Source organism: Microbacterium flavum (assembly GCF_018717645.1).
GTDB classification, from domain to species: domain Bacteria; phylum Actinomycetota; class Actinomycetes; order Actinomycetales; family Microbacteriaceae; genus Microbacterium; species Microbacterium flavum.
In genome coordinates, this window is sequence record NZ_JAFLHG010000008.1 from 86608 (window position 1) to 113527 (window position 26920).

The 26920-nt window shown below is 69.0% G+C and carries 27 protein-coding genes and 1 tRNA gene; 16 read left to right on the plus strand and 12 right to left on the minus strand.

Annotated elements, in window-relative coordinates:
• Positions 1-283: 283 nt before the first annotated feature.
• The 4 genes from J0P97_RS09930 to J0P97_RS09945 are packed head-to-tail and all read right to left on the minus strand — an operon-like array spanning position 284 to position 8004.
• Positions 284-1279 carry a zinc-binding metallopeptidase family protein gene (locus J0P97_RS09930; RefSeq protein ID WP_215487623.1) on the minus strand — a complete coding sequence of 332 codons (996 nt, stop codon included), beginning with the start codon at positions 1277-1279 and terminating at the stop codon, positions 284-286.
• A 58-nt stretch (positions 1280-1337) separates the two neighbouring features.
• Positions 1338-2222 carry a transglutaminase family protein gene (locus tag J0P97_RS09935; RefSeq protein WP_215487624.1) on the minus strand — a complete coding sequence of 295 codons (885 nt, stop codon included), beginning with the start codon at positions 2220-2222 and terminating at the stop codon, positions 1338-1340.
• On the minus strand, positions 2219-4732 hold the full coding sequence (locus J0P97_RS09940; protein WP_215487625.1) for a circularly permuted type 2 ATP-grasp protein: 2514 nt from the start codon (positions 4730-4732) through the stop codon (positions 2219-2221). The genes J0P97_RS09935 and J0P97_RS09940 overlap by 4 nt, the downstream gene beginning before the upstream one ends.
• Complete coding sequence (locus tag J0P97_RS09945; protein ID WP_215487626.1) at positions 4729-8004, minus strand: transglutaminase family protein; 3276 nt, start codon at positions 8002-8004, stop codon at positions 4729-4731. Before J0P97_RS09945 ends, J0P97_RS09940 begins: the two co-directional genes overlap by 4 nt.
• A gap of 54 nt (positions 8005-8058) precedes the next feature.
• Here J0P97_RS09945 and J0P97_RS09950 point away from each other — a divergent pair, with 54 nt between their 5' ends.
• The 3 genes from J0P97_RS09950 (at position 8059) to J0P97_RS09960 (ending at position 9994) form a co-directional block, all read left to right on the plus strand.
• Positions 8059-8577, plus strand: a complete 519-nt coding sequence (locus J0P97_RS09950) for an amino-acid N-acetyltransferase (protein ID WP_215487627.1) — start codon at positions 8059-8061, stop codon at positions 8575-8577.
• A gap of 26 nt (positions 8578-8603) precedes the next feature.
• Positions 8604-9299, plus strand: coding sequence for a hypothetical protein (locus J0P97_RS09955; RefSeq protein ID WP_215487628.1), 696 nt, complete (start codon positions 8604-8606; stop codon positions 9297-9299).
• Between the two features lie 293 nt (positions 9300-9592).
• Positions 9593-9994: a dehydrogenase gene (locus tag J0P97_RS09960; protein ID WP_215487629.1), complete on the plus strand. Its 402-nt coding sequence runs from the start codon at positions 9593-9595 to the stop codon at positions 9992-9994.
• Positions 9995-10015: 21 nt separating this feature from the next.
• On the opposite strand, the gene radA is transcribed toward J0P97_RS09960, so the two are convergent.
• The 3 genes from radA to J0P97_RS09975 all read right to left on the minus strand — a co-directional run bounded on the left by radA (position 10016) and on the right by J0P97_RS09975 (position 13849).
• Positions 10016-11377: a DNA repair protein RadA gene (radA, locus tag J0P97_RS09965; RefSeq protein WP_215487630.1), complete on the minus strand. Its 1362-nt coding sequence runs from the start codon at positions 11375-11377 to the stop codon at positions 10016-10018.
• A 110-nt stretch (positions 11378-11487) separates the two neighbouring features.
• Positions 11488-12441 (minus strand): L-lactate dehydrogenase, encoded by a 954-nt coding sequence (locus J0P97_RS09970; protein ID WP_215487631.1) that lies wholly within the window; start codon positions 12439-12441, stop codon positions 11488-11490.
• A 4-nt stretch (positions 12442-12445) separates the two neighbouring features.
• Positions 12446-13849 carry an MFS transporter gene (locus tag J0P97_RS09975; protein WP_215487632.1) on the minus strand — a complete coding sequence of 468 codons (1404 nt, stop codon included), beginning with the start codon at positions 13847-13849 and terminating at the stop codon, positions 12446-12448.
• A gap of 56 nt (positions 13850-13905) precedes the next feature.
• On the opposite strand from J0P97_RS09975, the gene J0P97_RS09980 reads away from it, so the two are divergent.
• Positions 13906-13996, plus strand: a tRNA-Ser gene (locus J0P97_RS09980).
• A gap of 150 nt (positions 13997-14146) precedes the next feature.
• On the opposite strand, the gene J0P97_RS09985 is transcribed toward J0P97_RS09980, so the two are convergent.
• Positions 14147-15250 carry a site-specific integrase gene (locus J0P97_RS09985; protein WP_215487633.1) on the minus strand — a complete coding sequence of 368 codons (1104 nt, stop codon included), beginning with the start codon at positions 15248-15250 and terminating at the stop codon, positions 14147-14149.
• Positions 15243-15827, minus strand: coding sequence for a hypothetical protein (locus J0P97_RS09990; protein WP_215487634.1), 585 nt, complete (start codon positions 15825-15827; stop codon positions 15243-15245). Before J0P97_RS09990 ends, J0P97_RS09985 begins: the two co-directional genes overlap by 8 nt.
• A 113-nt stretch (positions 15828-15940) precedes the next feature.
• Between J0P97_RS09990 and J0P97_RS09995 the strand changes: the two genes are divergently transcribed.
• Genes J0P97_RS09995 through J0P97_RS10015 form a run of 5 tightly spaced genes read left to right on the plus strand, consistent with a single transcriptional unit; the run spans position 15941 to position 18226 of the window.
• Positions 15941-16189, plus strand: a complete 249-nt coding sequence (locus tag J0P97_RS09995) for a helix-turn-helix domain-containing protein (protein ID WP_215487635.1) — start codon at positions 15941-15943, stop codon at positions 16187-16189.
• A complete protein-coding gene (locus J0P97_RS10000; protein ID WP_215487636.1) occupies positions 16186-16452 on the plus strand; it encodes a glutaredoxin family protein in 267 nt (88 codons plus the stop codon). The genes J0P97_RS09995 and J0P97_RS10000 overlap by 4 nt, the downstream gene beginning before the upstream one ends.
• Entirely contained in the window at positions 16449-16898 is a 450-nt protein-coding gene (locus J0P97_RS10005) for a hypothetical protein (protein ID WP_215487637.1), read from the plus strand. Before J0P97_RS10000 ends, J0P97_RS10005 begins: the two co-directional genes overlap by 4 nt.
• A gap of 6 nt (positions 16899-16904) precedes the next feature.
• Positions 16905-17957: a hypothetical protein gene (locus J0P97_RS10010; protein ID WP_215487638.1), complete on the plus strand. Its 1053-nt coding sequence runs from the start codon at positions 16905-16907 to the stop codon at positions 17955-17957.
• Between the two features lie 26 nt (positions 17958-17983).
• Positions 17984-18226: a hypothetical protein gene (locus tag J0P97_RS10015; RefSeq protein WP_215487639.1), complete on the plus strand. Its 243-nt coding sequence runs from the start codon at positions 17984-17986 to the stop codon at positions 18224-18226.
• 177 nt (positions 18227-18403) lie between these two features.
• On the opposite strand, the gene J0P97_RS10020 is transcribed toward J0P97_RS10015, so the two are convergent.
• Entirely contained in the window at positions 18404-19387 is a 984-nt protein-coding gene (locus J0P97_RS10020; RefSeq protein ID WP_215487640.1) for a zeta toxin family protein, read from the minus strand.
• A gap of 77 nt (positions 19388-19464) precedes the next feature.
• On the opposite strand from J0P97_RS10020, the gene J0P97_RS10025 reads away from it, so the two are divergent.
• From J0P97_RS10025 to J0P97_RS10035, 3 genes are read left to right on the plus strand one after another with little or no spacing between them, the layout of a single operon-like run.
• The gene (locus J0P97_RS10025; protein WP_215487641.1) at positions 19465-20184 is read left to right on the plus strand and encodes a hypothetical protein; all 720 of its coding nucleotides are present in this window, start codon (positions 19465-19467) and stop codon (positions 20182-20184) included.
• Between the two features lie 18 nt (positions 20185-20202).
• Positions 20203-20472, plus strand: a complete 270-nt coding sequence (locus tag J0P97_RS10030; protein ID WP_215487642.1) for a hypothetical protein — start codon at positions 20203-20205, stop codon at positions 20470-20472.
• 3 nt (positions 20473-20475) lie between these two features.
• On the plus strand, positions 20476-21003 hold the full coding sequence (locus J0P97_RS10035; RefSeq protein ID WP_215487643.1) for a hypothetical protein: 528 nt from the start codon (positions 20476-20478) through the stop codon (positions 21001-21003).
• A 131-nt stretch (positions 21004-21134) separates the two neighbouring features.
• On the opposite strand, the gene J0P97_RS10040 is transcribed toward J0P97_RS10035, so the two are convergent.
• A complete protein-coding gene (locus tag J0P97_RS10040) occupies positions 21135-21338 on the minus strand; it encodes a hypothetical protein (RefSeq protein ID WP_215487644.1) in 204 nt (67 codons plus the stop codon).
• Between J0P97_RS10040 and J0P97_RS10045 the strand changes: the two genes are divergently transcribed.
• The 4 genes from J0P97_RS10045 to J0P97_RS10060 all read left to right on the plus strand — a co-directional run bounded on the left by J0P97_RS10045 (position 21324) and on the right by J0P97_RS10060 (position 23597).
• Positions 21324-21677: a hypothetical protein gene (locus J0P97_RS10045; RefSeq protein WP_215487645.1), complete on the plus strand. Its 354-nt coding sequence runs from the start codon at positions 21324-21326 to the stop codon at positions 21675-21677. The two genes, J0P97_RS10040 and J0P97_RS10045, sit on opposite strands and share 15 nt — an antisense overlap.
• Positions 21678-22276: 599 nt before the next feature.
• Entirely contained in the window at positions 22277-22588 is a 312-nt protein-coding gene (locus J0P97_RS10050; RefSeq protein ID WP_215487646.1) for a hypothetical protein, read from the plus strand.
• A 2-nt stretch (positions 22589-22590) separates the two neighbouring features.
• Positions 22591-23271 (plus strand): DUF6349 family protein, encoded by a 681-nt coding sequence (locus J0P97_RS10055; protein ID WP_215487647.1) that lies wholly within the window; start codon positions 22591-22593, stop codon positions 23269-23271.
• Positions 23268-23597, plus strand: a complete 330-nt coding sequence (locus J0P97_RS10060) for a hypothetical protein (protein ID WP_215487648.1) — start codon at positions 23268-23270, stop codon at positions 23595-23597. The genes J0P97_RS10055 and J0P97_RS10060 overlap by 4 nt, the downstream gene beginning before the upstream one ends.
• Positions 23598-24099: 502 nt before the next feature.
• Here the strand turns inward: J0P97_RS10060 and J0P97_RS10065 are convergent.
• Complete coding sequence (locus J0P97_RS10065) at positions 24100-26871, minus strand: type ISP restriction/modification enzyme (protein WP_215487649.1); 2772 nt, start codon at positions 26869-26871, stop codon at positions 24100-24102.
• Positions 26872-26920 lie beyond the last annotated feature (49 nt).

Here is a 26920-nt window from a genome sequence, read left to right on the forward strand (position 1 = left end):
CTGCGGCATCCGCCCCCTCTTCGCGTGTCTCCGGTCACCCCGCTTGTCTTGGGTCGCCGAGCTCGTCTTCGGTCCCCGAGCTCGTCTCCGGTCCCCGAGCTCGTCTCCGGTCCCCGAGCTCGTCTCCGGTCCCCGAGCTCGTCTCCGGTCCCCGAGCTCGTCGAGGGGTCGTCGCGGAAGCAGGCCGGATCGGGATGCCGCGACCTGCCAGCGCCCCGCAGCGGCGATCCAGCCTGCTTTTCGCACGCCCAGGCCGCCGGCGCGCCTGCCCGGCGCCGGGCCGTCAGGCCGCGGTGGGGCGCAGCGACGCGACGAACTCCAGCTTGTCGAGAACGGCGGGCGGCAGCACGAAGGGATACAGGTCGCCCTCGCCCATCGAGCGGTTCACGAGGTTCAGCGCGGTCGACAGCGGAATCCAGACGTCGGCCACGAACGCCGCGAAGCTCGGATAGCCGATCGTCCCGGTGACGGGCAGCAGGCCCGTCACGACGGCCGTCTCGACGGTGTCGCAGATGTGCAGATAGTGCGCCCAGGTCTCCGCGAAGTCCTCGTACGGGTGCATCGTCGCGTAGGCCGAGATGAAGCGGTCCCGCCACCCGGCCGGAGCGCCCTCGTCGTAGTGGCGCTGGATGGCGGCGTCGTAGTCGACGGTCTCGTCGCCGAAGAGTTCTCGCGCACGCGCGAGCACCTCGGGGTCGGACTCGACCAGCCGCCATTCGTAGAAGTGGCCCACCTCGTGGCGGAAGTGCCCGAGCATCGTGCGGTACGGCTCATCGAGCTCGTGCCGGATCCGCTCGCGGTGCGAGTCGTCGCCCTCCGCGAGGTCGATCGTGACGATGCCGTCCGAGTGCCCGGTGATCACGGGGGTCTGCACGGAGGAGAGCAGGTCGAACGAGAGCCCGTTCACGGGATCTTCCGACTTCGGCGCGACCCTGAAGCCGAGGGTGTCGAGCTCCGCGACCAAGTGTCGCTTCGCGCGCTCGGCGACCACGAACTCGGAGAGCCCCCGAGGGTCGTCGTCAGCCGGCCGGGTCCGGGTGAGATCGCACGCGGCGCATTGGCCGCCCTCGAGCGGCGCGAGCCAGGTGCAGCCGGACAGGCCCAGATTCCGGCAGACGTGCCAGATCCAGCCCTCCGCGTCGACGTAGACGCCGGCGGCATCCACCGGCACGATGTCACGCTCCTGGCGGGAGTAGCCGAGCGGGGTGCCGCACGACACGCACACCGAGTTCTCGAAGTAGAGCGGGCTCGCGCAGACGCGGCAGGTATAGGCCTTCACCTGTTCAGCCTGTCACGCCCGCGCGACCTTCGGCCGGGGATTGACACCGCGCGTGGGCTCAGGGCTCGATCGGCGCGACGTCGACCTGCACCCTCAGCGTGGACTTCTTCGCCTTCGTGTAGATGATGCCCTTGACGGGCGAGACGTCGCCGTAGTCGCGGCCCCACGCGACCGTCACGTAGCGATCGTTCGCCCACTGGTCGTTGGTGGGGTCGATCGCGAGCCACTGATCGGTGCCGGGCACCCAGACGGCGAGCCAGGCGTGGGAGGCATCCGCGCCGAACACCCGCTGCTTGCCCGGCGCGGGCTGAGTCGCCAGGTATCCCGAGACGTAGCGGGCGGCGACACCGTGCGCCCGCAGGCACGCGAGGGCGACGTGGGCGAAGTCCTGGCAGACGCCCGCACGCTCGCGCATCGCGTCGTCGACCGTGCTCGTCACCGTCGTCGCGGTCTTGTCGTAGTCGAAGTCGCGGAAGATCCGGTGCATGAGGTCGGTCGCCGCCTCCCCGATGGGGCGCCCCGGCGTCAGGGATTCCGCTCCGTACGTGGTCGCCGCCGCGACGTGCTTCACGCGCGGCGACTCGAGCGCGTACTCCGCGGCGCGCCAGGCATGGGGCTGATCGGGGTGGACGATCGGCCGCGCACGCTCCCACGGCAGGGCGAGGGCATTCTCGTCGTACGTCGGGATCTCGACGGAGACGTTGCTGGATGCTTCGATCGCGAGCGCGTCATGCGGCTCGGTCAGGTGGAAGTAGGTCGACGGATTGCCGAAGTAGTCGACGTCGGGGGAGATGTCCCCGGGCACGGGATCGAGGGTGACCGCGGAGGTCGTGACCCGCTGCCAGGGCAGCTCGCGCGGCATGAGGTGGAAGAGCCCCACGCTGTCCTGGACGGGCTTGGAGTAGGTGTAGGCCGTCCGATGCCACACGCGGTAGTTCCTCATGCCCGCGCCTCCATGAGCTCGACGAGCGACAGAGCGGACAGCGGCACCGGCGGGGGACCGCTCGCGAAGTGCTGCTCGTCCACGGCCGTCGCCAGCAGCTCCAGACGCGCGGCGATGTCGTCGAGCGTCTCCTGGAGCGCGTCGCGGCGTCCGCCGCCGACACGGCCCAGCTCCGCGACATCGAGCTCCGCCACATCGGACTCGAGGTGGTCCAGGAGCCTCTCGGCGCGGGTCGACCCCGTCGAGGCCGGCATGGCGGCGAGGTGCTCCCGCACCCGGGCGAGCGCGAACGCGAGCGAGCGCGGGTTGCCGTCGTCGAGCAGCAGCAGGTCGAGGACATCCGCGGCGCGCGCCGACCCGCGGTAGCGGCGGCGATATGTGACGACGCTCTCCGCCGACAGGAGCACACCATCGAGCACCGCACGCTCATCGCGCGGGTCGCGCTGCTCGGCGAGGCCGCTGAGCAGGTGGATCAGCTGCAGGCCTCGCTCGAGGGAGCGGCCGGCTTCGATCATGTGCCATCCGGTGTCGCGGATCATGTTCGCGGTGATGCCGTAGAGCGAGAGCATCGCGGCGAGCATCCGTCCCGCCGATTCGGCGGACCGGTGGGGGTGCGGGGCGAGGCGGAGAGCCCGCGTCGCGCGCTCGATGTTGGAGAAGACGCGCCACGTGTCACCCGACAGCTGGTCGCGGACGCCCTCCATCACCTCGCGGAGTCGCCTGACAGCGTACGCCGCCGTCCCCGCGCGCTGCGCGTCGAGCAGGATGTCGCGGAACTCTGCTTCGGGGTCGCTCGAGCGCCGCCCCGCCAGGCGGGACATCACGGCCAGAAGCACGCGCGCGCTCTCGTCGACGCGGCCCGAGGCGTGCGTGCCGGGCTGATCGAGGAGCGTCTGCGCCGCGAGGGACAGGCGCAGGATGTCCTCCGCACGCTCGGCGTACCGGCCGGTCCAGAACATGTCCGACAGCGCGCGCGGCGCGAGCGCGGGCACGGTGCGCGCGGCGGGCTCGGGTGCGATCTCCACGAGGTTCTGGTCGGCGTCGGCGAGGTCGGATTTCAGGACCCAGACATCCTTCGTCCAGGGCATCGCGTCGGGGTGGTCGCGCACCGTCGCGAGACCGCCGAGCATGGGCCGGTAGGCCGAACCGTAGCGGAGGGTGAAAGCCCGCAGATTGACGGGCGCGGCGAGAGCCCGCTCGCCCTGGCGCCAGACCGGTGTCTGCGACAGCGAGAGCAGCTTCTGCCCGACGAAGCGGTGCGGCGCGGCGTCCAGGCGCGCGAGGAGTTCGTCCGGCGACAGGGCGGCGAACGCCTTGCGCGGCTCGTCGATCGTCCGCAGGAGGAGGTTCGGGTCGCCCGCGATCAGGCGCGCGCGCACGTCGCGCAGACCGTCCGGATCGCCGCACCACACGGTGGGAACCGACGGCAGGCGCAGGTGCTCGCCGAGGAGATGCTCGCAGGCGTCCGCGAGGAAGGGGACGAGGCCCGGGTTCTCGAGCACGCCCGTGCCGAGGCCGTTCACCAGCCGCACCCGCCCGCGTCGGACCGCCTCCGACAGCCCCGCGACGCCGAGCCGGGAGTCTCCGCGCATCTCGAGCGGGTCGCACCACTCGGCATCCACGCGGCGCACGATGACATCGACCCGGTCGGTCGGCCGGCGCCCCGGCCAGCGCGCCGGCTTCATCCAGACGCCGCCCTCATGCCCGACGAGGTCGCTGCCCTGTACGAGCGGGAAGCCGAGCGCGGTGGCGAGGAAGGCCTGGTCGAACGAGGTCTCGCTGTGCGTGCCGGGGGAGAGGATCACGACGCGGGGGTCCTCTACGCCCTCGGGAGCGGAGGAGAGCAGCGCGGAGCGCAGCGCGGAGAGGAACGGGTCGATGCGGTGCAGGCTGCTCTCCTGGAAGAGATCCGGAAGCACCTGCGAGATGACGCGACGGTTCTCGGCCGCGAACCCGAGGCCGGAGGGGGCCTGCACACGGTCGGCGAGCACGTGCCATTCGCCGGCGGCGTCGCGCCCGAGGTCAGCGCCCGCCAGGAGGAGGGGATGCCGGTCCCGGGTGCGCGATCCCGCGATCGCCCGCACGAAGCCGCTGTGTCCGAGAACGATCGCCGAGGGGATGATCCCTTCGCGGAGAAGACTCTGCTCGCCGTACAGATCCACGGCGATCGCATTGAGCAGCTCGGTGCGCTGGGCCAGCCCGAGGTCGAGACGCGCCCAGGCGGGCGCATCGATGACGAGCGGGATCGGGTCGAGCTGCCAGGGCTCGGCTCCCGAGCCGGGCCGCACATAGGAGACGCCGTCGTCGGCGAGGAAGCGGGAGATCTCTCCCGAGACCCGGCTGAGCTCCTCACGGGTGAGGGCGAGGGCGAGGTCGGCAAGGGCCTGCCACGGTGCGCGCAGCGATCCGTCCCCGCTGACGACCTCGTCGTAGCGCGACGATTCGGGTACTCCGCTCAGCGGCAGTGTCGGCTGCGACACGTCCGCGGCGTAATCCCGCAGGATGCTCACTCGGGAGGAACCCTCCGCAGGTCCAGGGTGCGGGGATAGTCGGGTGATGCGGCCCGCGCCCCCGCCTCTCGCGCTGCCGCCACATCGAACCTACCGGGTGTGTGGCCCCGCGGCTCGAATCGGCCCGATCGCCGGGCCTCGGCCTCGTTCGCGTTGACCGGAGGGTGCTCGTAGGCGCGGCCGCCCGGATGGACGACGTGGTAGGTCGCTCCGCCGAGGGACACAGCGGCATCCGTGTCGACGACCTCGACGGTGAGCGGCGCGTGGATGGGGATCGAGGGGTGCAGGGCCGACCACGGCTGCCAGGCCCGATAGCGCACCCCGGCGTAGTACTCGCCGTGCACCCCGGTGGGTGTCAGCGGGAGCGCCGCGCCCCCCGCGACGACGAGGTGGCGCGCGGGGTCGATGCCGGTGAGCTTCACCTGCATGCGCTCGAGCGACGAGTCGACGTATCGTGCGGTGCCGCCCTCGGTCGCCTCCTCGCCGAGCACGTGCCACGGCTCGATCGCCTGTCGGAGTTCGAGCGTGATGCCGGGGTCGATCCGGGCGACGCCGACCCGCGGGAAGCGGAACTCGATGAACGACTCCAGCCAGCTCTCCTCGAACGGGATGCCGTGGGCGCGGAGGTCCGCGACGACCTCGCCGATGTCGCGGCGCGCGCCCTCGGCGAGGAGGAAGTCCTCGTGCAGGGCGGTGCCCCAGCGCACGAGCGGGGCGATGAACGGCTTCTCCCAGAACATCGACACGAGACCTCGGACGAGGAGGGCCTGCACGAGCGCCAGCTGCGGATGCGGCGGCATCTCGAAGCCGCGCAGTTCCAGCAGCCCCAGGCGCCCACGCGACGAGTCGGGACTGTAGAGCTTGTCGATGCAGAACTCCGCGCGGTGCGTGTTGCCGGTGAGGTCGGTCAGCAGGTGCCGCAGCGCGCGGTCGATGAGCCACGGCCGCGGCTCATCGGTCTCGGCGGCGAGGCGGCGCACCTCCTGGAGCGCGATCTCCATCTCGTAGACCGCCTCGGGGCGACCCTCGTCGAAGCGCGGCGCCTGGCTCGTCGGGCCGATGAAGCGGCCGGAGAAGAGGTAGGAGAGCGACGGATGCCGCTGCCAGTACGTCACGAGCGACGCGAGGAGGTCGGGACGGCGCAGGAGGGGTGAGTCGATGGGCTGCTTCCCGCCGAGCGTGATGTGGTTGCCGCCGCCCGTGCCGGTGTGCGTCCCGTCCACGTCGAACTTCTCGGTGGACAGGCGCGCACGCCGCGCCGTCTCGTAGAGATCGAAGGTGAGGGCGCGCTGATCGGCCCACGACGAGGTCGGCTGGACGTTGACCTCGATCACCCCCGGGTCGGGGGTCACGATCAGCTGCGTGAGGCGTGCGTCCGGCGGCGGGCCGTACCCCTCGATCACGAGTTCCGTCCCGACCTCGAGTGCGGCACGCTCGATCACCCGCAGCAGCGCGGCGTAGTCCTCGAGCCGGGTCGTCGGCGGGAGGAAGACGAAGACGTGGCCCTCCCGCGCCTCGACCGCGATCGCGGTCGTCTGCGCGCCCTCGGGGTCGACGATCTGAAGGCTCGGGATGCCGGCGACGCCCGGCGGCAGCGGCTCGCCCGCATCGAGGTAGGAGGGCTCGCCCGCCCACTCCGGATCGGTCCATGCGATCGAGGCGAGCGGCAGCCGGAGCCCCAGCGGGCTCGTGCCGGGCACGAGCACCAGTCGTCCGCGACGGAAGCTCCAGGCGGGGCTCGTCCATTCCTCCCCGGTCACGAGGGGCAGGAGGTACCCGGTCGGCGCCCCGGCGCCCTCGTCGGCCTCCGCGGCCGCATCGAGCTCACCGTCCGCGCTGCCCGTCCCGGGGCGCGGTCCCTGCGGCATCCGCAGCTCGGCCGTGAGCGTCGCCAGCGGATCCTCGAAGGCGGCGAGAAGCTGGCCCGCAGGGAGGCCGAGCAGCTCCGTCACCCGTTCGGCGAGTCGCCGCGCGCGCTCCGGTCCGGTCCGGACGTCGTCGGCGCCGGCGGGCGCCCAGGGGTCCCCGAAGAGCTCGTCGTGATCCCAGAGGCGCTCGCCGTCGGTCCGCCACTGCAGCGCGATGTTCCAGCGGGGCAGGTCCTCCCCGGGATACCACTTCCCCTGGCCGCGATGGACGATGCCGCCGAGGGCATATGTCCGACGCAGGCGGTCGGCGAGGAGGTTCGCGAGCTCTCGCTTGTGCGGGCCGTCCGCGGCCGTGTTCCATTCGTCGGCAGTCGCGTCGTCGAGGGCGACGAACGTGGGCTCGCCACCGATCGTGAGGCGGACGTCGGCGGAGTGCAGGCGCTCGTCGACGAGCTCGCCGACCGCGTCGATGCGTGACCACTGCGCGTCGGTATAGGGCTTCGTCGTCCGCGGATCCTCGTGGATGCGGTGGACCTCGTTGCGGAAGGAGAAGGTCACCCCGACGGGCTCCGTGGCTCCGCTGATCGGCGCGGCGGCCGACGGGTCCGGCGTCGCCGACAGGGGGATGTGCCCCTCCCCGGCGAAGAGCGCGCTCGTGGCGTCGAGCCCGATCCATCCCGCGCCGGGGATGAACACCTCGGCCCAGGCGTGCAGGTCGGTGAAGTCCGCCTCCGGCCCGCTGGGACCGTCGAGCGACTTCTGATCCGAGGTCAACTGGACGAGATACCCCGACACGAAGCGTGCGGCGAGCCCGTACTGGCGGAGGAGGCTCACGAGCAGCCACGCGCTGTCGCGGCACGATCCGATGCCGGAGCGGAGCGTGTGATCGGGCGTCTGGACACCGGGCTCCATGCGCACGGAGTAGCCGACGGCGCCCTGCACCGCGCGGTTCAGCTGCGCGAGGAAGGTGACCGTCGGGACGCCGTCGGCGGGCAGGGTGGGCAGGCGTTCCCGCCACTGCGACGCCTGTCCGCTGTCAGCGACGGGGCGCAGATACGGGGCGAGGTCGGCGGCGAGCTCGGGAGCGTAGGCGAAGGGGAACCGCTCGGCGTAGTCCTCGATGAAGAAGTCGAGCGGGTTGATCACCATCATGTCCGCGACGACGCCGACCGTGATCTCGAGCTTCGACACCTTCTCCGGGAAGACGACGCGTGCGAGCCAGTTGCCGAAGGGGTCCTGCTGCCAGTTGAGGAAGTGGTTCTTCGGCTGGATGTCCAGCGAGTACGCCTCGATGGGCGTCCGGGCGTGCGGAGCAGGGCGGAGGCGGATGGTGTGTGGCGCGACGCGCACCGGTTCGGCGAACGTGTAACCGGTGTAGTGCTCGAGCGCGACCTTGATCGACATGAGTACAGCATCGTCCAGTCCTGTTGCCATTGGGTTACGGATTACAGTTGTGCGGTGCCCGACTCCGCCCTCCGCCCCGACTACGTCGTCCGTTCCGCACGCACGTCCGACGTCCGCGGCATCCTGGCGCTGCTCGATCCGTGGGTGCAGCGGCGGATCCTGCTCGGCAAGGATGTCGTGACCGTCTACGAATCCGTGCAGGAGTTCGTCGTCGCCGAGTCGGGCGGCGAGCTCGTCGGGTGCGGAGCGCTCCACGTCATGTGGGAGGACCTGGGTGAGATCCGCACGCTGATCGTGGCGGAGGACTGGCTCCACCACGGCGTCGGAGGCGCGGTCGTCGCGCAGCTCGAGGCCAACGCCCGCACGCTCGGGCTGTCACGGCTGTTCTGCCTCACCTTCGAGGTCGACTTCTTCTCGCGCCGAGGGTTCGCCCCGATCGGCGAGCAGGTCGTCGCGCCCGACGTGTACTCCCAGCTGCTGCGGAGCCCCGATGAGGGTGTCGCCGAGTTCCTCGATCTCGCGCACGTGAAGCCGAACACTCTGGGCAACACCCGCATGCTCAAGCAGCTGTGAGGCACCTGCCCGCTTAGCCTGGGGGAGTGAGCACCCGTCCCTCCGCCCCGTCGCGACGCCGGACCTCTCGTGCCGTCTACCGGCGTCGGCGCCTCGTCGCCGTGCTCGTCCTCCTCGTGATCGTCGCGGCTGCCGTGCTAGCGATCTGGCAGCCCTGGCGCGGGTCGTCCGCACCCGTCCCTTCGGCGGTCACGCCTTCGGCGACCCCGACGAGTCCCGCTGCGACGAGCAGCGCGCCCGCGACCGAGACGCCGACGGTGACGGATGCCGCCGACGCCGCTCCGCCCGAGGCGGCGCCGTCGCCGAGCGGAGACGCGATCGCGGCCTGCACGACGGGCGACATCTCGGTGCTCGCGATCACGGACAAGGACTCCTACGCGGCGGGCGAGCAGCCGCAGCTGTCGATCTCGCTCTCCAACACGTCCTCGAGCCCCTGCCTGATCAACGTCGGCACCGCCAAGCAGGCGTTCGTCATCACGAGCGGGAGCGACACCTGGTGGCGCTCGACCGACTGTCAGAGCGAACCCACCGACCAGGTCGTGCAGCTGGCGGCCGGTCAGACGGTGACGAGTGTGACGCCCCTCGTCTGGGACCGGACGCGCTCGTCGGCCGACTCCTGCGGGTCGACGACCCGTCCCGCGGCGTCCCCCGGCTTCTACCACCTGCAGGTGTCGATCGGCGGGATCGAGGGCGCCGACACCAGGATGTTCGAGCTGCAGTGAGGCCGAGCCCCCGGGCGCACCGGAGACTCTGAGAGCATTCTCATCGCGCTCCTGCCCCCGAAACGAGACACCGCGCACGCGGGTGGGTACCCTGAAAGAAGCTCCTCGGCGGAACCCCGCTGTCCCCAGCAGCGGCACCGGAGCCGCTCCCCATACGGCTCGATCCCAGAATTATCCGCCGAGTGAGTCAGGCCCTCTCGATCCTCCCAGTCCCCAATGTGGGGATCGAGAGGGCCCTTCTCTTCCTCCCGCGGAGGGAACGCGCTCCGCGCGCACCCTTCTAGGCTGGAGGCATGGCCGGTAAGAAGCGCGCGAAGGTTCCGCTGGAGTTCCGCAACACCCCCCTCGCCGATGCGCTGCAGACGCAGGATATGGCCGCTCTCGCGTTCGCCCTCCGTCACGGGCCGACGGTCGTGCCGCTCCTGCGCCCCGGGCAGCGCGACGACCCGCGGGATGCCGGCGAGGTGTGGACGTACCGCGATCCGAACACCGGCGACATCGCCCTCCTCCTCTTCAGCGACGCCGCGCACAAGCCCGCGTCTCTGCCGCCCGCCGTCGCGCTCCAGTCGCCGGAGTGGCTGCGCACCTTCCTCGGCGCGCACGAGGGCGAGATCACCACCGTGTTCTTCGACATCGCGGGGCCGCATCCGATGCAGGCGACGCCCGCGGACCTCATCGCCGCCCTCGACGCCTGAGGCGGGCGGCATCGGCGGCGGTCAGAACGTCGGCTCGTCACCCCGTTCGACGGGATGCAGGCGCGCCAGATCGCGGAGCGCCCCGCGCAGGTCGGTGGAGCCGGTGTCGACGATCGATCGGTAGCCGAGACGGGCGGCCTCGCCCCGCCGCTGCTCGTGCTGCGTGACCGCGCGGACCTCGCCCGCGAGGCTGAGCTCTCCGATCGCGACGGTCTGCGCCGGGTTCGGGCGCCCGGTGACGGCGCTCGCGACCGCGAGGGCGATCGCGAGGTCGGCCGCGGGTTCGACCAGGCGCACACCGCCGACGGTCGAGACGTACACGTCCTGGTCCGAGACGCGGATGCCGGCGCGCTTCTCCAGCACGGCGAGGATCATCGCGACGCGGGCGCCGTCGACGCCGCTGACGACACGGCGCGGGTTCGGGCCCGAGCCGGGCAGGGTGAGCGCCTGCACCTCCACCGGCAGCGCGCGGCGGCCTTCGAGCGCGACCGTCACGCACGTGCCGGGCTCGCGCGAACCGTGTCCGAGGAACAGGGCGCTCGGATCGGGGACCTCCGCGATGCCGTGCTGCGTCTGCTGGAAGCACCCGACCTCGTCCGTCGCGCCGAATCGGTTCTTCAGCGCGCGGACGAACCGCAGCGACGTCTGCCGATCGCCTTCGAAGTGGCAGACGACGTCCACGAGGTGCTCCAGGATGCGGGGTCCGGCGACCTGGCCGTCCTTCGTCACGTGTCCGACGAGGATGAGCGGCAGATCCCGCTCCTTCGCGATACGGATCAGGGTGGACGCCACTTCACGGACCTGGCTGGGGTGCCCGGCGGCGCCGTCGACCAGCCCCGAGGAGACCGTCTGCACCGAGTCCACCACGAGGAGGTCCGGCCGGGTCTGATCGACGTGACCCAGGACCGTCGCGAGGTCGGTCTCGCTCGCGAGGTACAGGTCGTCGTGCAGCGCCCCGGTCCGCTCGGCGCGCAGGCGCACCTGGCCGAGGGACTCCTCCGCGCTCACGTAGAGGACACGCCGGCCCGCGGCGGCCGTCCGGGCGGCCACGTCGAGCAGGAGCGTCGACTTGCCGACGCCGGGTTCGCCGGAGAGCAGGATGGCGGCGCCGGGCACGAGACCCCCGCCGAGCACCCGGTCGAACTCTCCGACGCCGGTCGTCCGGCGGGGGGTCTCCCGCGTGTCGATCTCGGTGATCGGGCGCGCCGCGCGCGACGGGGCGAGTGCCGTGACCGAGGGGGCGGCGATCCCGGTGACGGTGGCCGCCTCGACGACGGTGCCCCACTGCTGGCACTCGCCGCAGCGGCCGACCCATTTCGCGCTCGTCCACCCGCATTCGGTGCAGCGGTACGCCGAGGTCGTCGCGACGCGCTTGGATGCCATGTCACCACGCTAGCGGCGGCATCCGACACCGGCGCCCGCGCCGCGCGCCAGCGCCCGCCATGCGAGCGCACCATGGGCGCGTCGCTCGCGCCGCCGGTGCGTCGCCCGTCTCAGCTCAGGCCGGCGGCCACCTCGCGCAGCGCGTCGGCCGACCGGCGGAAGAGCGCGAGCTCGGATGCCGAGAACGTCGTCTCGCGGATGGGCTGCGCCCCCGCCGCCGACACGACGGCCGGCACCGACAGGGCGACGCCGCTGACGCCGTGGAAGTCCTCGAGCACCGTCGAGACCGGCATGACGGTGTGCTCGTCCTGCAGGATCGCCTCGACGATCCGCGCGCCGGAGAGCCCGATCGCGTAGTTGGTCGCCCCCTTGCCCTGGATGACCTTGTAGGCGGCATCCCGCACGTCGACGGCGATCTGGTCGAGCTCGTCGACGGTGAACTTGGGCTGACCGTCCTGCGGAACCCACTCGAGGATGGGGACGGTGCCGATCGTGGCGTGCGACCACAGCGGGAACTCGGTGTCACCGTGCTCGCCGACGATGTACGCGTGCACGCTCGAGATCGAGACGCCCGCCCGCTGGGCGATCTTCCAGCGCAGCCGCGACGTGTCCAGCACCGTGCCGGAGCTGAAGACGCGCTCGCGCGGCAGGCCGCTCACCTCCTGGGCGACGACCGCCATGACGTCGGCGGGGTTGGTGACGACGACGAAGACGGCGTCGGGGGAGCGCTCGAGCAGGTTCGGGACGAGGGAGCGGAGGATGTTCGCGTTCACGCCCGCGAGGTCGGTGCGCGTCTGCCCGGGCTTCTGCGCGGCGCCGGCGGTGATGACGATGACGTGCGAGCCGGCGGTGACATCGAGGTCGTCGCCGCCGATGATGTCGCTCGAGCCGGTGAACTGCGAGCCGTGCGCGAGGTCGAGCACCTCGGCCTCGACGCGCGCGGCGGCGATGTCGTAGAGCGCGACGTGGCGCGCGGACTTGCGGATGAGGGAGGCGTACGCGACGGACGAGCCCACCGCTCCCGCTCCGACGACGGTCAGTTTGGAGTTCTCGATCGCGCTCATGCTTTCAGTCTGGCAGTGCGCTCGTGCTCGTGCCAGCGGGGGCGGCCGGGTTATTACGCACGCCGATCGCCGAGACGACGGACCCGGCGATCAGCAGCGCCGCCGTGACGAGCGCGGCGCGGTGGAACCCGTCGAGGTCGAGAGCGCCCCCGAGGATCGCCGAGAGGGAGGCGATCGAGAGGAGGCCGGCGACGCGCGCGACGGCGTTGTTCACCGCCGAGGCGATGCCCGATCGCGCCGGGTCGGCGGAGCCGAGGATCGCCGCCGTCAGGGGCGAGACGGTGATGGCGAGACCGAGTCCCAGCACGATCATCCCCGGGAGCACCTGCCACCAGTAGTCGAAGTCGGTCCCGACGAGGAGCAGAAGGAGGGATCCCGCCGCCATGACGAGGGGTCCGACGGTCATGAACAGGCGCGGTCCGAGGCGGCCGGACAGGATGCCGATGCGCGAGCTGAGGGCGATGACGAGGACGGTCGTCGGCAGGCTCGCCAGTCCGGCGAGCGTCGCGGAGAGCCCGGCTCCCTGCTGCAGGTACACCGAGACGACGAAGCCGTTCAGCGACAGCGCGGCGTAGATGAACAGGGTCGCGAGATTGCCCGCCGAGAACGTCCGGCTGCGGAAGAGGTCGAGGGGGAGCAGCGGCTGCGCCGCATGGCGCTGGTGCAGGACGAATCCGGCGAAGAGCAGGATGCCGAGGGCGAGCGCCGCCCAGAGCCACGGGATCGCGGGACTCCCCGCCGCCGCGGCCGGCAGCTCGATGAGAGCGAGGACGGCGAGTCCGAGCCCTGCCGTGCACATGACCGCACCCCACCAGTCGATCCGGGCGCCCTCGCGCCGCTGATCGCGGACGTCGAGGCGGGTCAGCAGGAGGAGCGCGACGCCGATCGGCACCACGTTGATGAGGAACACCCAGCGCCAGGAGAGGTTGTCGACGATCACGCCGCCCAGCAGGGGGCCCACGATCATCGCGCCGGTGGTCATCGCCGTCCACAGTCCGATCGCGCGCGAGCGGACGGGGTCGTTCATCGTCGAGGTGATGAGTGCGAGCGAACTGGGCACGAGGAAGGCCCCGGCGACGCCCTGCAGGGCGCGCGCCGCGATGAGGAGCTCGATCGAGGGGGCGGCGGCGACGGCGAGCGAGGCGATGCCGAACCCGATGAGGCCGATCCGCAGCACGAGCAGGCGCCCGTAGGCGTCGCTCGCCGCACCGGCGACGAGGATGAGGGCGCCCAGGGTCACGAGGTACGCGTCGACGGTCCACTGCTGCGTGGACAGGCCGCCGCCGAGCTCGCGCGCGATCGCCGGGAGGGCCACGGTCACCACGGTGCCGTCGAGGAACGCGACGAAGGACCCCAGGACGGCGATCGCGACGACGAGGCGCTGCTGCGGGGTCATCCGTTCGGTCATGCCCTCACGCTATGCCCGGTTCGCGGCATCCGCGCCCGTGTCGTAGAATGGACGACGGTGACGTGTCCGAGCGGCCGAAGGTGCAACTCTCGAAAAGTTGTGTAGGGTAACCCCCTACCGTGGGTTCAAATCCCACCGTCACCGCCAGCGTCGAAGCCCCGCGATCCCTTGCAAACATTGGGATCGCGGGGTTTCTTCCTTTCCACAGTCGTCAAAGTGGGTAAAGAACGGGTAAATCGCTTCGCCCGGCGGCGCCATGGCGAGTCCTATGAAGGGGCGCGCCATGCCCCCGACGGGTCAGCTGAGGTTCCGGGGCGGCAGGTCCGCAATGCGCGCGCGACTCAGCGCCGCCGCGACCGAATCCAGATCGTCATCGAAGAGGTCGGCATAGGTATCGAGGGTCATCGCCGCCGAGGCATGCCCGAGCATGCGCTGCACTGCTTTCACATTCGCCCCCGCGCTGATTGCAAGGCTCGCCGCAGTGTGGCGTAGGTCATGGGGAGTCACTCGTCCGAAGGTAGGGTCCTTCGCCATCGCGCGTCGCACAGCCGCCGCGAACCAGCCGTCCTGGGAATTCGGGCGAATCAAGTGCCCGCTACCGTCGCCGAAGAGCAGCGATTCCTGGCGTTTTCCCGCCATAGCGAGATCGATCTGGGCAACGAGAAAGTCCGGAAAGGGGACGGACCTCGCAGCGTGGGTCTTCGGCGTGCCGACGTGTATGACACTCCCGACCAGGACCGCGTTCTCCTGAACGAAGACGCGTCGCCGAATCAGGTCAACGTCGCGCACGCGAAGTCCAGTGACTTCTCCCCAGCGCATGCCTGTGTAGGCGAGGAAATACACCAAGTCCGGGAAGCGCGACTCTTTGGCGAGGAGGTCCACCTGGCGGTGGGACAGATACACGCGGCGCTTCGGGGTCTTCTTCGGAAGACGTATCCCGCGCACAGGGTTTTCCTGGATACGTCGGTCGCGAACGGCTATGTCGAGGATGGCAGCGAGAATTCCGTAGGACCGAATGACCGTTGACGCGCCCTTGGTTGCCGACAGCTCTGTGACCCAGGCCCGAACGTCGCTGTAGCGTATGTCGCCCACGGCGATGCGAGACCAACGCGGAGACACGTGTACTCTCCACGCCGACTCGAGCGGGCGAAGGGAAGAGGGTTTGAGGACAGCCGCCTGGTCCTCGAGCCACACTCGTCCGAGTTCCGCGACCTGCACCTTCGCATCACGCGGGTCTATGTATTGATTCGCGGTGATCGCTACGGATACAGACGCGATGAACTCTTCTGCGTCGCGCTTGGTGCGAAAGCCGCGCTTGTTGCCGTGGCTCCCGTCCGGCTTCTTGTATCGGACGAGGTAACGCTTTCCTTGCGTGGTCTTGTAGGTCTGGATGCTAGCCATCCGCCTGGCGGCCGACGATATAGCTCATGCCTGCCAGGCGCCCCTCTGCGCGTGCCTTCTTGGTCCAGTCCGACGCCGTCCGGTGGGGGATGCCGAGTTCCTGCTTGATCGCCTGAACGGGCGGGTTCCCGCTGAGTGCTGCGATGCCGTATAGCAGCTCGATCGCTTCCATCCGTTCGTCGCGGTTGCCGCGCGCCACGACCTGCGCGGCGAGCCATGTCGGCAGGATACGACCCTCTGTCGTCGTCAGTTCGTGTGCGCTCATGTTCGGCGGTCCATCGTCGAGGCTGAGGGCGATGCAGTGCGGCGCCGCCGCACGCATGATCGATTCGATCGAGACGAGTCGAAGCGCGCGGTGGGTGATCTCGCCCCCGTCCGCCACGAGTTCGAACTTCGTGATCAGGTACCGACCCTCATCTGCGCTGTAGTTCGCCTCGAGCTGCGCGTCGAGTCCCGGAGCGACGTCGAATGCTCGCGCGGTGAAGCCGGGAGCGATCCGCAGCGCTGTACCGACCGGCTGGGTGGCGGCTCGCCACGTCATCTTCTCGCCGTTCAGTGTGTACACGTCGACCTTCACCTCCTCAGTGTGTCTTACCGTGCTGCAGATTCGCACATTTAACCTCTTGACAAGTGTATAGCTAACTGATCTACTCATGTCAAACGTGGTCGTGTATACGCGAACGGGGGTTGATGATGGCCACAGAAGTCGAAACCCGGGAAGAGATCGAATGGCTCTCCCCCCAGCAGGTCGCGGACATGCTGCCCGGCGGCGTGACGGTCGGAAAGCTCGAGCGCTGGCGCCGGCTCGGCGGCGGCCCGATCTTCCACAAGTTCGGCAAGACGGTCGCCTACCTTCGCAGCGAGGTCATCGATTACATCGGACAGACGGCATGTCGGTCGACGTCTGAGGCGTGGTCGCGAGCGAGGCGATCACGATGATCTCCGTGACCGTGTACTCGACGGGCGATGGATGCCGATGGTGTGTCCGCACCTGCGCGTGCCTTCGGCAGGCAGGCATCCCGTTCACGATCATTGATCTGAGCGTCTCGGTGAATGCGCCGGCCCGCGAGTTCGTAACGGACGACCTGGGCTACAGCGCCGCGCCGGTCGTGGTCGTCGATCAAGACCAGCGGCACCATTGGTCAGGGTTCAGGCCCGACCTGATTCAGCAACTGTCGACCCGAATCGAGGCGAGCTCATGAACACTGAGCGCCCCGGCCTTGAGGCATCCTTTCTCGACATCGCCTCGTGGATCAGTGCGACCGTCCCCGGCGGCATTGGCGAAGACCGCCGCGCGCGTCAGGCCTTGATTGACGAGGTCCTCGACGAGCGGCGTGTGTGGCGACGCGAGTACAACTGGCTCACCGCGCAACTCGACGACGATCGCGTCATTCTCTCGCTCGGCGCATCCACCGAAGAGGCAGAACTCAACCTCGCCGTGCTCCACGGCGTGGGATGCCAGTGGGTCGTTCGCGACCCCGAGCACGCCACGTTCTTCGAGTACTTTCCTGAGGGGCACCGCCACCCCGAGGACGTCGACCGCGTGTTCCTTCTGGCGCCGCCGCGGCGACCGCGCGGTGAGTTCACAGCACCGGTGCACGGGTTGCCCACGCCGACTCCTGCCCCGACCTCGGGCCTCGGCAGGTGATCAACGGTGGACGAGCCGCAGAGTCGGGGAAAGCAGGGCGACGGCGCGGGGCGCGAGTCGCTGCGGGCTGACAGAAAGCGCTGGCGGGACGCGAACCCAGAGAAAGTCCGGGCCGCTCGGCTGCGTTGGAACGCGGCGAACCCTGAGAAGGTCCGGGAGATCCGGCAGCGTTGGGTCGAGACGCATCGTGAAGAGATCAATACCGCGCAACGAGAACGCGAACTGCGCAAGCGCGATGCCGTCTTGGGCGACCGTCGCGCCGAGCAGCTCCGCGAGGAACGCAAAGAGGCCAAGCGTCAGTACGCGCGGGCGTGGTACGCCGCCAACAAGCCGCTGCACCAAGAGATCCAGCGGCGCTACCGCGAGCGTCAGCGCGCCGAGAACCCAGAGGAGTTCCGCGCCCGACTGCGGGCTGCCAACCAGCGCTGGCGGGACTCGCACCGTGAACAGATCCGCCAGCACCAGCGTGACGAGGACCGTGACGCGCCTGCGGTGAAGCGCGAGAACGCCGCCCGCTACTACGCCGCTCACGCCGACGAGGTCAAGCAGCGCAAGCGCGAGAAGTACTGGGCCGACCACGAGAAGTCATTGGAGGATCAGCGCCAGTACCGCGCGCGAGAGAAGTGGCGGCGTGCGAACGGGCTACCGCCGCAGCGCTTGCACCGCGTTACGGGCACAGAGCGCAAGACGAACCTGGCCGCGGCCGACGCGTTCTTCACCCGCGCGCGCACCGGCGATGAGATCACGCGTCTGCGGGGCGAACTTGGCACGCCCCGGTATCTCATCGAGCAGTTCGAGCGCGCGAACGCGCGAGACCGCGCCGCCGCACACTATGCGGAGTCGTTGACCCGCGTCGGCGGGCGCCTCGACCAGCAGGTCCGTCCGACACGGGCAGAGCGCAACGCCATGGCGCGAGCAGATGACGAAGCACGAATGGATGCCGTGGCGGCCGCGATCAACGACAGGCTGCGGACCCAGCCGAAGGTCGCCCCCCGGCAGACGCCCGTGACCGCGCCGGCACCACCGATGCCGTCGCCACGACCCGGACTGTCGCGATGAACCCTCAGAAGAGCAAGGAACAGAACATGGTCGATCGTGCAGACATCGAAGCGGTCATCTACCGCGCGGCGTTCGTCGCCGTGCGCTTCGGCGCCCCAGCATCCACGGCTCAGGCCGAACAGGACGTCGCATGGTGTCTCGAACCGCTCACGATGCTGGGCAGGACTGAGCGCGCAGTTCTCGGCGCGCTCGTACGCGACCTCGCCGCAGACCCGACGAGCAACCGTGACCCGTTCATCGCGACGCTCATGGAGATGATCGACGAATAGCTCGCAGCTTCCTTCGGACGCGAGATCGTAGCGGTGGGCGCGACGCTCCGTTCCGGGCTTTCGCGGCATATGCTCGGTCCTCCGCTGCGCTCCGGCCCTCCGCTATTCCACGACCCGGCACTGCGCGCCGCGCCCACCGCTGAGATCGCTGAATGTCCGAAGGATGCCGGGGACTGGTCAGCGATCGAGCCCGCGCGACGGAGCCGGAGTGGGGAAGTCGAGGGGCGCCGGGATGTTGCGCGTCGCCGCCAGTTGCTCTTCAAGGCGGCTCAGCTCCTGCTCGAGCTGAGCACGCTGACGCATCGCGGCTTCCGATTCCGGCCGCAACGGCATGCGCGGCAGCACAGTGGTCAGGGCGAGCCGGTGCAACTCGCCGAGCGTCTCGACGACCGGCCCGACGTCTTCTCGAGATTGGCGGGCGTACTCGGTGATGCGGCGCAACTCGCTCAGCCACTGCACGCCCTCGATCGACGAGTAGTGGCGTTGCCGCTCGGCATCCAACGCAGCGGCCAGCCCTTGAAGCGACTCCGGATGCCGACGCGGCTCAGCCTCGTGCAGCGCGACACCACCGGGATTGAGTACTCGGACGCGATCGAAGGGCCCTTCTAGCTCGAGGGCGATCGTCAGGTCTCGCGCCGCCACCGCAGCCGCGCGATGGGCATCGACAGTCGTCGGCTGAGTGGGGATTCGCTCGCGTCGCTGGTTGAGGTACGCGGATGCCGCGGTCAGCAAGCTATCGGGAGTGCGAGACGCCATCACGACGGCTTCGGTCGTGAACCCAGCCTCGGTGAAGGCTGCTGAGGCGGCCCGTGCAGCTTCCGCGGTGAGCGCCTCGCTCTCGAGGACGACCGATCGGCGCTCGTTGAGCGCCGTCCCAACCGACTGCGCGATCCACCGTTCCACGGCGGGCCGCAGCGCGTTGTCGAGTTCGAACGGCCGACGGCTCGCAAGCTCGAGATAATCCGGGTGGAACGCGCGAAGCACGGCTGCGCTGACGACGGCTCGTCCGCTCGCTTCTGGATAGTTGCGGTAGACGGCGCGAGTGCGACCCGCACCGGGTTCACCGACCAAGAGGGTCAGGCTCGGCTGTGCGTCTGCGCTGTCAGCGAAGAGCGCGGGTCGGATGAGCGACTCGAACGTGCGGTCGGCGTCGAAGGTCACGGCGTCGCTCCGTCGGCAAACGCGCGGAGCTCTGCGCGGACGGCGTCGACGGTATCGCCAGTTGGGGCGGGCTCGGCGTGCGCTGTAAGACCCGCGATCCTTGCGACCGAATCCGCGACGGCGGTGTCATACGCAACGAGGTCGCTGATTCGCCATCCAGTCCTGACCGGATCCATATCGGTCGCCTCCTGCCATCGATCCTAGGGCGCGACCCTCGCTCGCGTTCGGAAGGGATCACCCAACGCGCGTGCACGACCCGCACCGCGGCCGCCGCGTCGCTGGCTCAATGGGCGCGCAACACCGGGATCCAGTACGCCCGGCCGCACGAGGAACGTGCGCGTGGGCAGGTCGGCGAGATCTCCGGGTTCACGGTGACCGCCCGCACCCGATCCGTCCTGGGAAACCCTGTCGTCGTGTTTCAGTTCGAGGGCATCCCCGAGACGGAAGTCCGAGTTCCGATCGAGCACGTGCTCGACGGGGACGGGGTCGGCGTCATCCGCCAGATCGAGAACCGCCTCAGCTCAATCCCGGATCGGATTAGCAAAGCGCAGCTCGAGCTCCAGGAGCATCAGCGCAGCCTGGAGGAAGCCCAGCGCTCCCTCACCACCCCGTTCAGGCACACCGAGCAGCTCGGCGCGGCACGGGGAGCCCTCGCCGCCGTCGACGCGCAGCTCGCCATCCCCGCGGCACTTCCCGAACCCGCCCCCGCCCCTCACAGACCCGAACACACCGCCTATCCAGAGACCGGCCCTCACTCGCCCGGACCGGGCGACACTGGCCCAAGCCGGAACCGATGACCGTACGGAGGAGAACCTATGGAACTGACCACTGACCAGGCCGACGAGCTGATCGTCAACACCGCCCTCGCCGCGATGTACCACAACGACGACTACGCGGCGCTCGAGGAGTCCGCCGGCCTCCACGCGGCCGTCACCGCCGCGCTGGAGCCCCTCGTCGACGTGGAGATCACCGCCGACGAACGGGAGTCGCTGCGCGTGCTGTGCGCACGGGCGATCGCCGTCCCCACAGCGTGGCGGCTCACCTTTCTGGACACCGTCCTCGCCGCCACCCCCGACGCCCCGTAGCCCGTGAGCGACCACGAACCCGAGGACGCGGCCGCGCGTGCTCGGCAACGTGCGCGGGCCTACCGTGAGCGGAACAAGGAGCGGCTGAAGGCGTACAAGGCTCAGTGGCGCGCGGCGAACCCCGAGAAGCACAGAGAACACGTCCGCCGCAGTGCACAGCGGAAGAAGGAGCTCGCCGCCCGCGCATCGAGTCGGCGCGCATCCCAACAGAAGTGGGAAGCAGCAAACCGCGACCACGTTCGCGAGTACCGTGCCCAATGGCGCGCCGCGAACCTCGACAAAGTCAGAGCCCAGCAACGAGCCTCCTACGCCCGCCGCAAGGACGCCATCGCGCAGCGGGCCAGAGAGGATCGTGACCGCCACCCCGACAAGTACGCCGCAAACCTCGAGCGAGCCAAACTCTGGCGCAAGAACAACCCGGAGAAGGTCGCCGAGTTGCGCGCGAGCGCCGCAAAGACCCCGAGAAGTACGCTCAACAACTCCGGGCCAACAGGGAGGCGAAGCGCCTCCAACGCCGCCTCGCCGCGCTGAACCTGCCCGCCCCGATCAAGCACCGAGCCAGCGCAGCCGAGAAGCGGACCAACGAACGCAACGCGAACGTCTTCTTCACCTCCGCGCAAGCGCGCACCTGGCACCACCAGTACGCGATCCTCCACCAGGAGCTACACCGCATCCTGACCACCGAACACCACGCGCTGCGTGAGGCCGCCGCACGCACCAACGCCGCCCGCCAACGAGCCGGCCTCCCGGCCGCCGACGTCGCCACCGCCATCAGCGCACGCGCCGTTGAGCGCGTCCTCGACGACGGCGCGCCGGCCACCGCCCTCACATCCGCCGATATCGCGCGTGCGGTGCAGTCCGTCCACGCACAGATGCTTCGAGAACAGAAGCAGCACCAAGAGCAGTCGCTCCGCGCCGCGTTGCGGCTGCGTGTGCGACGCAGCACCGCCGCACTGATCCGGGAAGCCGAGATCGAGAACACCGCCCGCGCCCAGGTCGGCAAGGCGAAGCTGCCCCTGGACCTCGCCGCCCACATCATCGCGGTTCACCAGCTGAAAGACCGGATCCCCACCGACCTGCTCACCCAGAAGGACGCGGCCCGCGTCATCGCGCACGTGCGCGAACAGAACCTCAGCCTGTTCGTCGAAGACACCGGCCCCACACGCGTCGGCCCCGAGCTCGACGGCCCCACCCTCACCCGGTAGCGCCAGGCGTCGACCGTCTGGTCACCGCGCTGCGCCACACCATGGTGTTCACCGTGCCCCGGTCACCGATCCACTCCACGCACACGACCCGGTCATTCCACCCCGTCGCGTGAGCCGCGATGCGCTCCGCCGGCCGATCCGGCCAGCTCACCCACGCCCACACCGGCGGTTGCTCCCGCGTCCACCTCACCGGATCCGGGCCAAACGCCTGCTGCGGCAACGTGCACGGCGCCGCCGGCATCTCGCTGAAGACTCGTTCGCGCATCTGCGCGTAATGCTCCTGGTACCGCCGGTTCTGCGTCACTGACCGGACACCCCTCTCTCCGGCCTCTCAAAGACTACGACCCCGCGCCGACGCTGCGGCGGGCGCCGCCCCTGGCGGCGGGGGAGCCGCTGCGCGGCCCGGATCTTTATCCCTATGGGTGTCGGGGACCTCCGAGCCTAAACCGGCTCTGTCGCTCCGTTCCCTGCGGGGGCTCCTTATCCTCCCTCGCTGCGCTCAGTCCGGTACCGCCCCCTCCGGGCACTGCGCTCCGCCGCCGGTACCGGCCACTCCGTGCCCCCGGCACCCACCGGGAAACAACGAGGAGGACAAGAGCATGGAAACGATCGACCTGACCCCCACCCCGCTCGAGTACGCGAACATCGCACAGAGCTTGATCGAGGGTGCCTACGGCCTCGACGCGCCCGAGGGGGGTCTGACCAACTACCAGGTGCTGTGGGCTTGGCAAGCCGCCGAGAACACCGCCGAGTTCATCGGCGCATCCTCGCTTGCCGACCTGCGGCGAGGCCTCGCCGCAGAACTGCTCTGCCACTACCTCGCCCGCGCCGCAGGACGCCCCGCGATCGTCATCACCACCGAGACGACCTACGACGACCTCAAGGCCGAGAACATCCGGACGGAGAACTGACCATGAGCATGACGCTCAGCCTCAGCGACGCCATCGACCAGCTCATCGCGGAAGAAGCGATCGCGGCCCTGCCCGCCTGGACCGGGGCGCCGCTCGACTTCACCAGCCGCTACTACTCGTCCACCGACCTCGACGCGGCGGCCGAACGCCGGAACAAGATCAACGCGACGAAGCCGTGGACCGAGCGCATCCGCCACGGCTGGACCGCCGACTACTGCGGGGCGCGGGCGGTCGTCGGAGCACACACGATCACGAGCTACACCGCCGATCTCCGGTGCCTCTGGGACTACCACCAGATCGAGCCCGGCCAACGGCCCCGGCTCCTCTCCGAACGCTTCCCCTGCGAGTGCATCGGCGACTACCTGCACCTCATCGTCTGCGACACGTGCGAGCTCCACTGGATCGACAGCGACTGGAACACCGTCGTCGAAGCGTGGCACGACCACGCATTCCCCGGCTGGCGTCAGCTTCCCATCCTCCCGGCCAAGCTCCGCGGGCAGATGGGCACCAGCAAAATGACACCGAAGCTCAAGGAATGGCTCGAAGCGAACTACCCGCCCGCGCTCCGAGCCGTCGGGGCACCCATCCTCACCGACCGGGGCGGGAGCGGCACCCGCCACGTACCCAGCTACAGCCCCTACGGCGGATTCGACCTCGCCGTCGACGAGCAGGGTCGCGCGTGAACACCACGCGCGACCCGCGCCTCCCCCGCCCCATGGACCTCGCGCGCGAGGTCGCGCAGCTCGAGCACGACGGGCATCCGTTCGCAGTCGGACAGCGCATCGCCTACGACGTCCGCGTCTACGACTACAAGAAAGACCGCACCCACGACGAGCGCCAAGAGGCGGTCATCGTCGAACTCTGGATCGAAGACTGGCACGGCCGCGACCTCCCCTACGCCGAATGCCTCACCGACGAGGGAACGGCAAGCCGCGTGTGGTTCCACCGCGACAAGCCCGGAACGCCCATGGGCGTCACCGGCCGCATCGACCCCAACGCACTCTTCTGAACAACCAACGCAGCACACTAGAACGACGGAGACAACGATCATGACTCACCTCACCGCACGCCACAGCGACGGAACGCTCTGCAGCCGCGCTACCGAGACGCACGACTGCGCTCGACAGCACAGCTACGCCGACGAGAGCGCACAGCGCGTCGACGCGCTCGGGGTCCGCACGCCACGAGACTAAAAGGCCGCCGTGCTACTAATGCAGACATGAGTCAGCCCCAGCAGCTTGAAGACCTCGTTGCCGCCGTCCGTCCTGCTCTGCAGGCCGCGCCGACGTCGACGCGGCTGAACGCAACCGGATCGGTCACGTGCTGAACGAGGCGCTCCCCCCGACGTCCTACGATCTCCGCCGCGAGGGAGAGATCGCCGACTGAGTGCGGCGTGGTCGGCGCAACGTACCGCGACCACGACTATTGCGAGTGGGTTGCCGTCTTTCGAATCCGGAACATCGGTGACCGTTCGCCAAGGAAACTTGCGTTCATTGACGGTGCCGCGCCGCCTAATCTGAAGAATCGAGTTCGTTGAATTCAAACCCCATCTGGCCAGCCTGCTCAGCGCGTAGCCGCTTGGCCGAGATCTTCGCAGCCGGCGTTGCGGTGCTCGCGTTCTCACCGAGCCCCGCGAGCCCGTCGACGCAATCTCCGGCGAGAATCTCCGTCAACAGGCTCGCCTGGTCTTCCTTGAGGTTTACCAGCAAGCCGATGACGTTCAGCAAGTCGATGAGGTCCGCGGTGTAGTCCGACAACCAATGGTCGGACTGAACGTTCATTAGATCCGAGACACGTCGGTCCCCGATCACCGGGCGCGATCGATCGGCGCGACGAGAGGAGAACCATCTGTCGAGCACCGGCATCCGGTCGACGGAATAGCTGCGCATCGCGGGAGTTACGCGCGCGATGACACCTTCGCCGACCGAAAGGCGCTCAGTCTCCGCGTCGTAATCGAGAGTGTTCGGGAAGCCTGCTTCAGTAGACGGAATCGCCACGATGTTCTGCGGCGCGCGATCGTTAGAGAGCCGAGGCACGCCGGAGGTCGATGTCGAGTGGTCAAACTGCTGCATCCGGAGGCCATATGTCTGGTACCAAACCGACTTGCGACCCAGCGTGACGGCTCGCTCGAAGAGTGCAACGTCCGTCGTGAAAGGCACACGCACCCCCGGCGTCGTCAGGCTGTGAGCGAATGCCTCAACATAGCCGGCATGCGAAGCCACGCCGACGATATAGGCGACGATCTCCTCTGTTCCGACTGGACGACCGTAGATCGACTCCAGGGTCGTAATCACTTCAGCGCGGAGATTCGTTTGTGTGGCGGCGGCGTCAGCCCACATCGGATACACGCGCCCGCCGCGGCCTGAGTAGTGATGCATGTCGGGGGGAGTGGCACTTACCGTGAGCGCAGGGCCCTCGCGAGGTGGGTCCACGTTCGGGGCGGTGATAAAGACTTGTGCATCCGATGCCGAGGCCCACAGGGTCGGGTTCGGCCGGTTCAGCACGCGCTTGTCCGGAATGATCCATTCTCGATCGAGCGAACGCACGGCATAACGCACCGGTGCTTCGGCCGAGTCGTCAGCTCCGATCGACTTACCCCTCAAAGCGAAGCCGGGTAGCGCCTCTTTCAGCGCCTTGTCGACCTTCAGGCCGGCGCCCTCGGAGAATAGCTCGCGTTGTCGCACCACATCTTTCTCACCCTGTAGCGCTGTAACTCGCTTAGTCAGGGACGTGACATCGGGTGCGATTACCCATGTACGCCCGGGCATCACGCCGGAGCCGTCGTAGACGAACAAATCCTCCAGCAGCGGGTGCCGCGTCCAGGAGTCGTCGCCTACGGCGGTGAACGGTGCCCGCGGGTTGTCCGACGCGAGTGTCCAGCCGTCGTCATCAAGAGTGATTGACTCCAGCTCGCTGAACTTGTTACTGCGGTCACCAGGACTGAGACTCCTGGTCTTCACGGTTGCGGGAGCGTCAGTCCCCCCCGGCCGTCGCACGGCGATGACGATGCAGACCGGCTGCTGAACACCCTCAAAGATGCGCGTGTTGACGGCTGGCTGGAGCCCTTCTGGTGAGCAGTCGATCACGAAGAGGTCGGTGGCCTGCTCGCGCATCTTCGCGCGCATCTTTTGGAATCCATCGCCGTCGAGAAATCCGGCCGCGGTGATGAACGTCACCACACCCGGTGACCCTGGCGGCGCAGAGTCGAAGACCTTCCACGTCGCCCAGCGCCAGAAGAAAACGTAGAGATTCCGCAACTGTTTGACGTGCGGGCCCAACTTCCATTCTTTCGGGGGGGTGTAATCGTCGAGCGGGACGAAACCATGAGCGCCGTCTTCGATCCATCCACCCCTGCCCTTAGCCTTGTCCTTGTATGGCGGGTTGCCGAGCACCACGAGGATCTGCTCCTCCCGCTTGATCCTGTCGGCTTGGCGGCGCGACTCAGCGATCGGTTGATAGAACTGGCCCATGGCGTCGAACTCCGCGTGCGGATCGCTGAGGGTGTCCGCAACGTAAGTGCGTAGCTTGTCGACCGACGCGTCCGACCCGAGCGCTGCGAGCTCCGCGAGTAGGCGCAGCTGCGAGACGGCGTAGGGGCCGAGCTGGATCTCGAAGCCGATGACCTTTGACAAGTGCGCGGTCAGTGCCGCCCCTTGAGCAGCCAGCCCGTAATCCGCGGCGCTGCGAGCGGCGACCAGCCGTAGCGTCTCGAGCAGGAACGCGCCGGTGCCCATGGCAGGGTCGATCAGTGTCACGCTGTCGTCAGCCAGGCCAGCGGGGAGCCCTAGAAGTGACTGGACGGCGTCGTCGGTGAGTCGCGTCATGGACCGAACGACAGGGATCGGCGTGTAGTAACTGCCGGTCTTGCGACGCAGGGTGTTGTCGTAGGTGGCGAGGAAGTCCTCGTAGAAGAACAGCCACGCATCGCGACGGCTGCCCTTCTCGATCTTCTGCCAGTCGACTGCCGAGAGCACCCGCTTGGAGGTGTCGACGACACCTTTGAGGCCTGACTCGCTCTCCGCGACCGAACCGAGCACTTGCAACGCGCGGCCAATCAGGGAGTTGGTCGAACCGAGCTCCTTGCCGATGTGGTCTGTGTCTTGCTCGATCGAAATACCCTTGGCTCGGGCGATCAGTAGACCGAACGTAACCGCTTGCGCGTAGCCGTCCGCGAACTGTTTGTCATCCGCGGTGGGGAACAGCAGATTGCGCCAATCCTTCGCCGTCGCCCGGAGAGTCTTCGCGCCCTGCGTCAGCTCATACTCAACCTCTGAGCGCAGCAACCGACACAACCGAGCGGATACGCGCGCGAGCTCACCGGCGTTGCCGGGC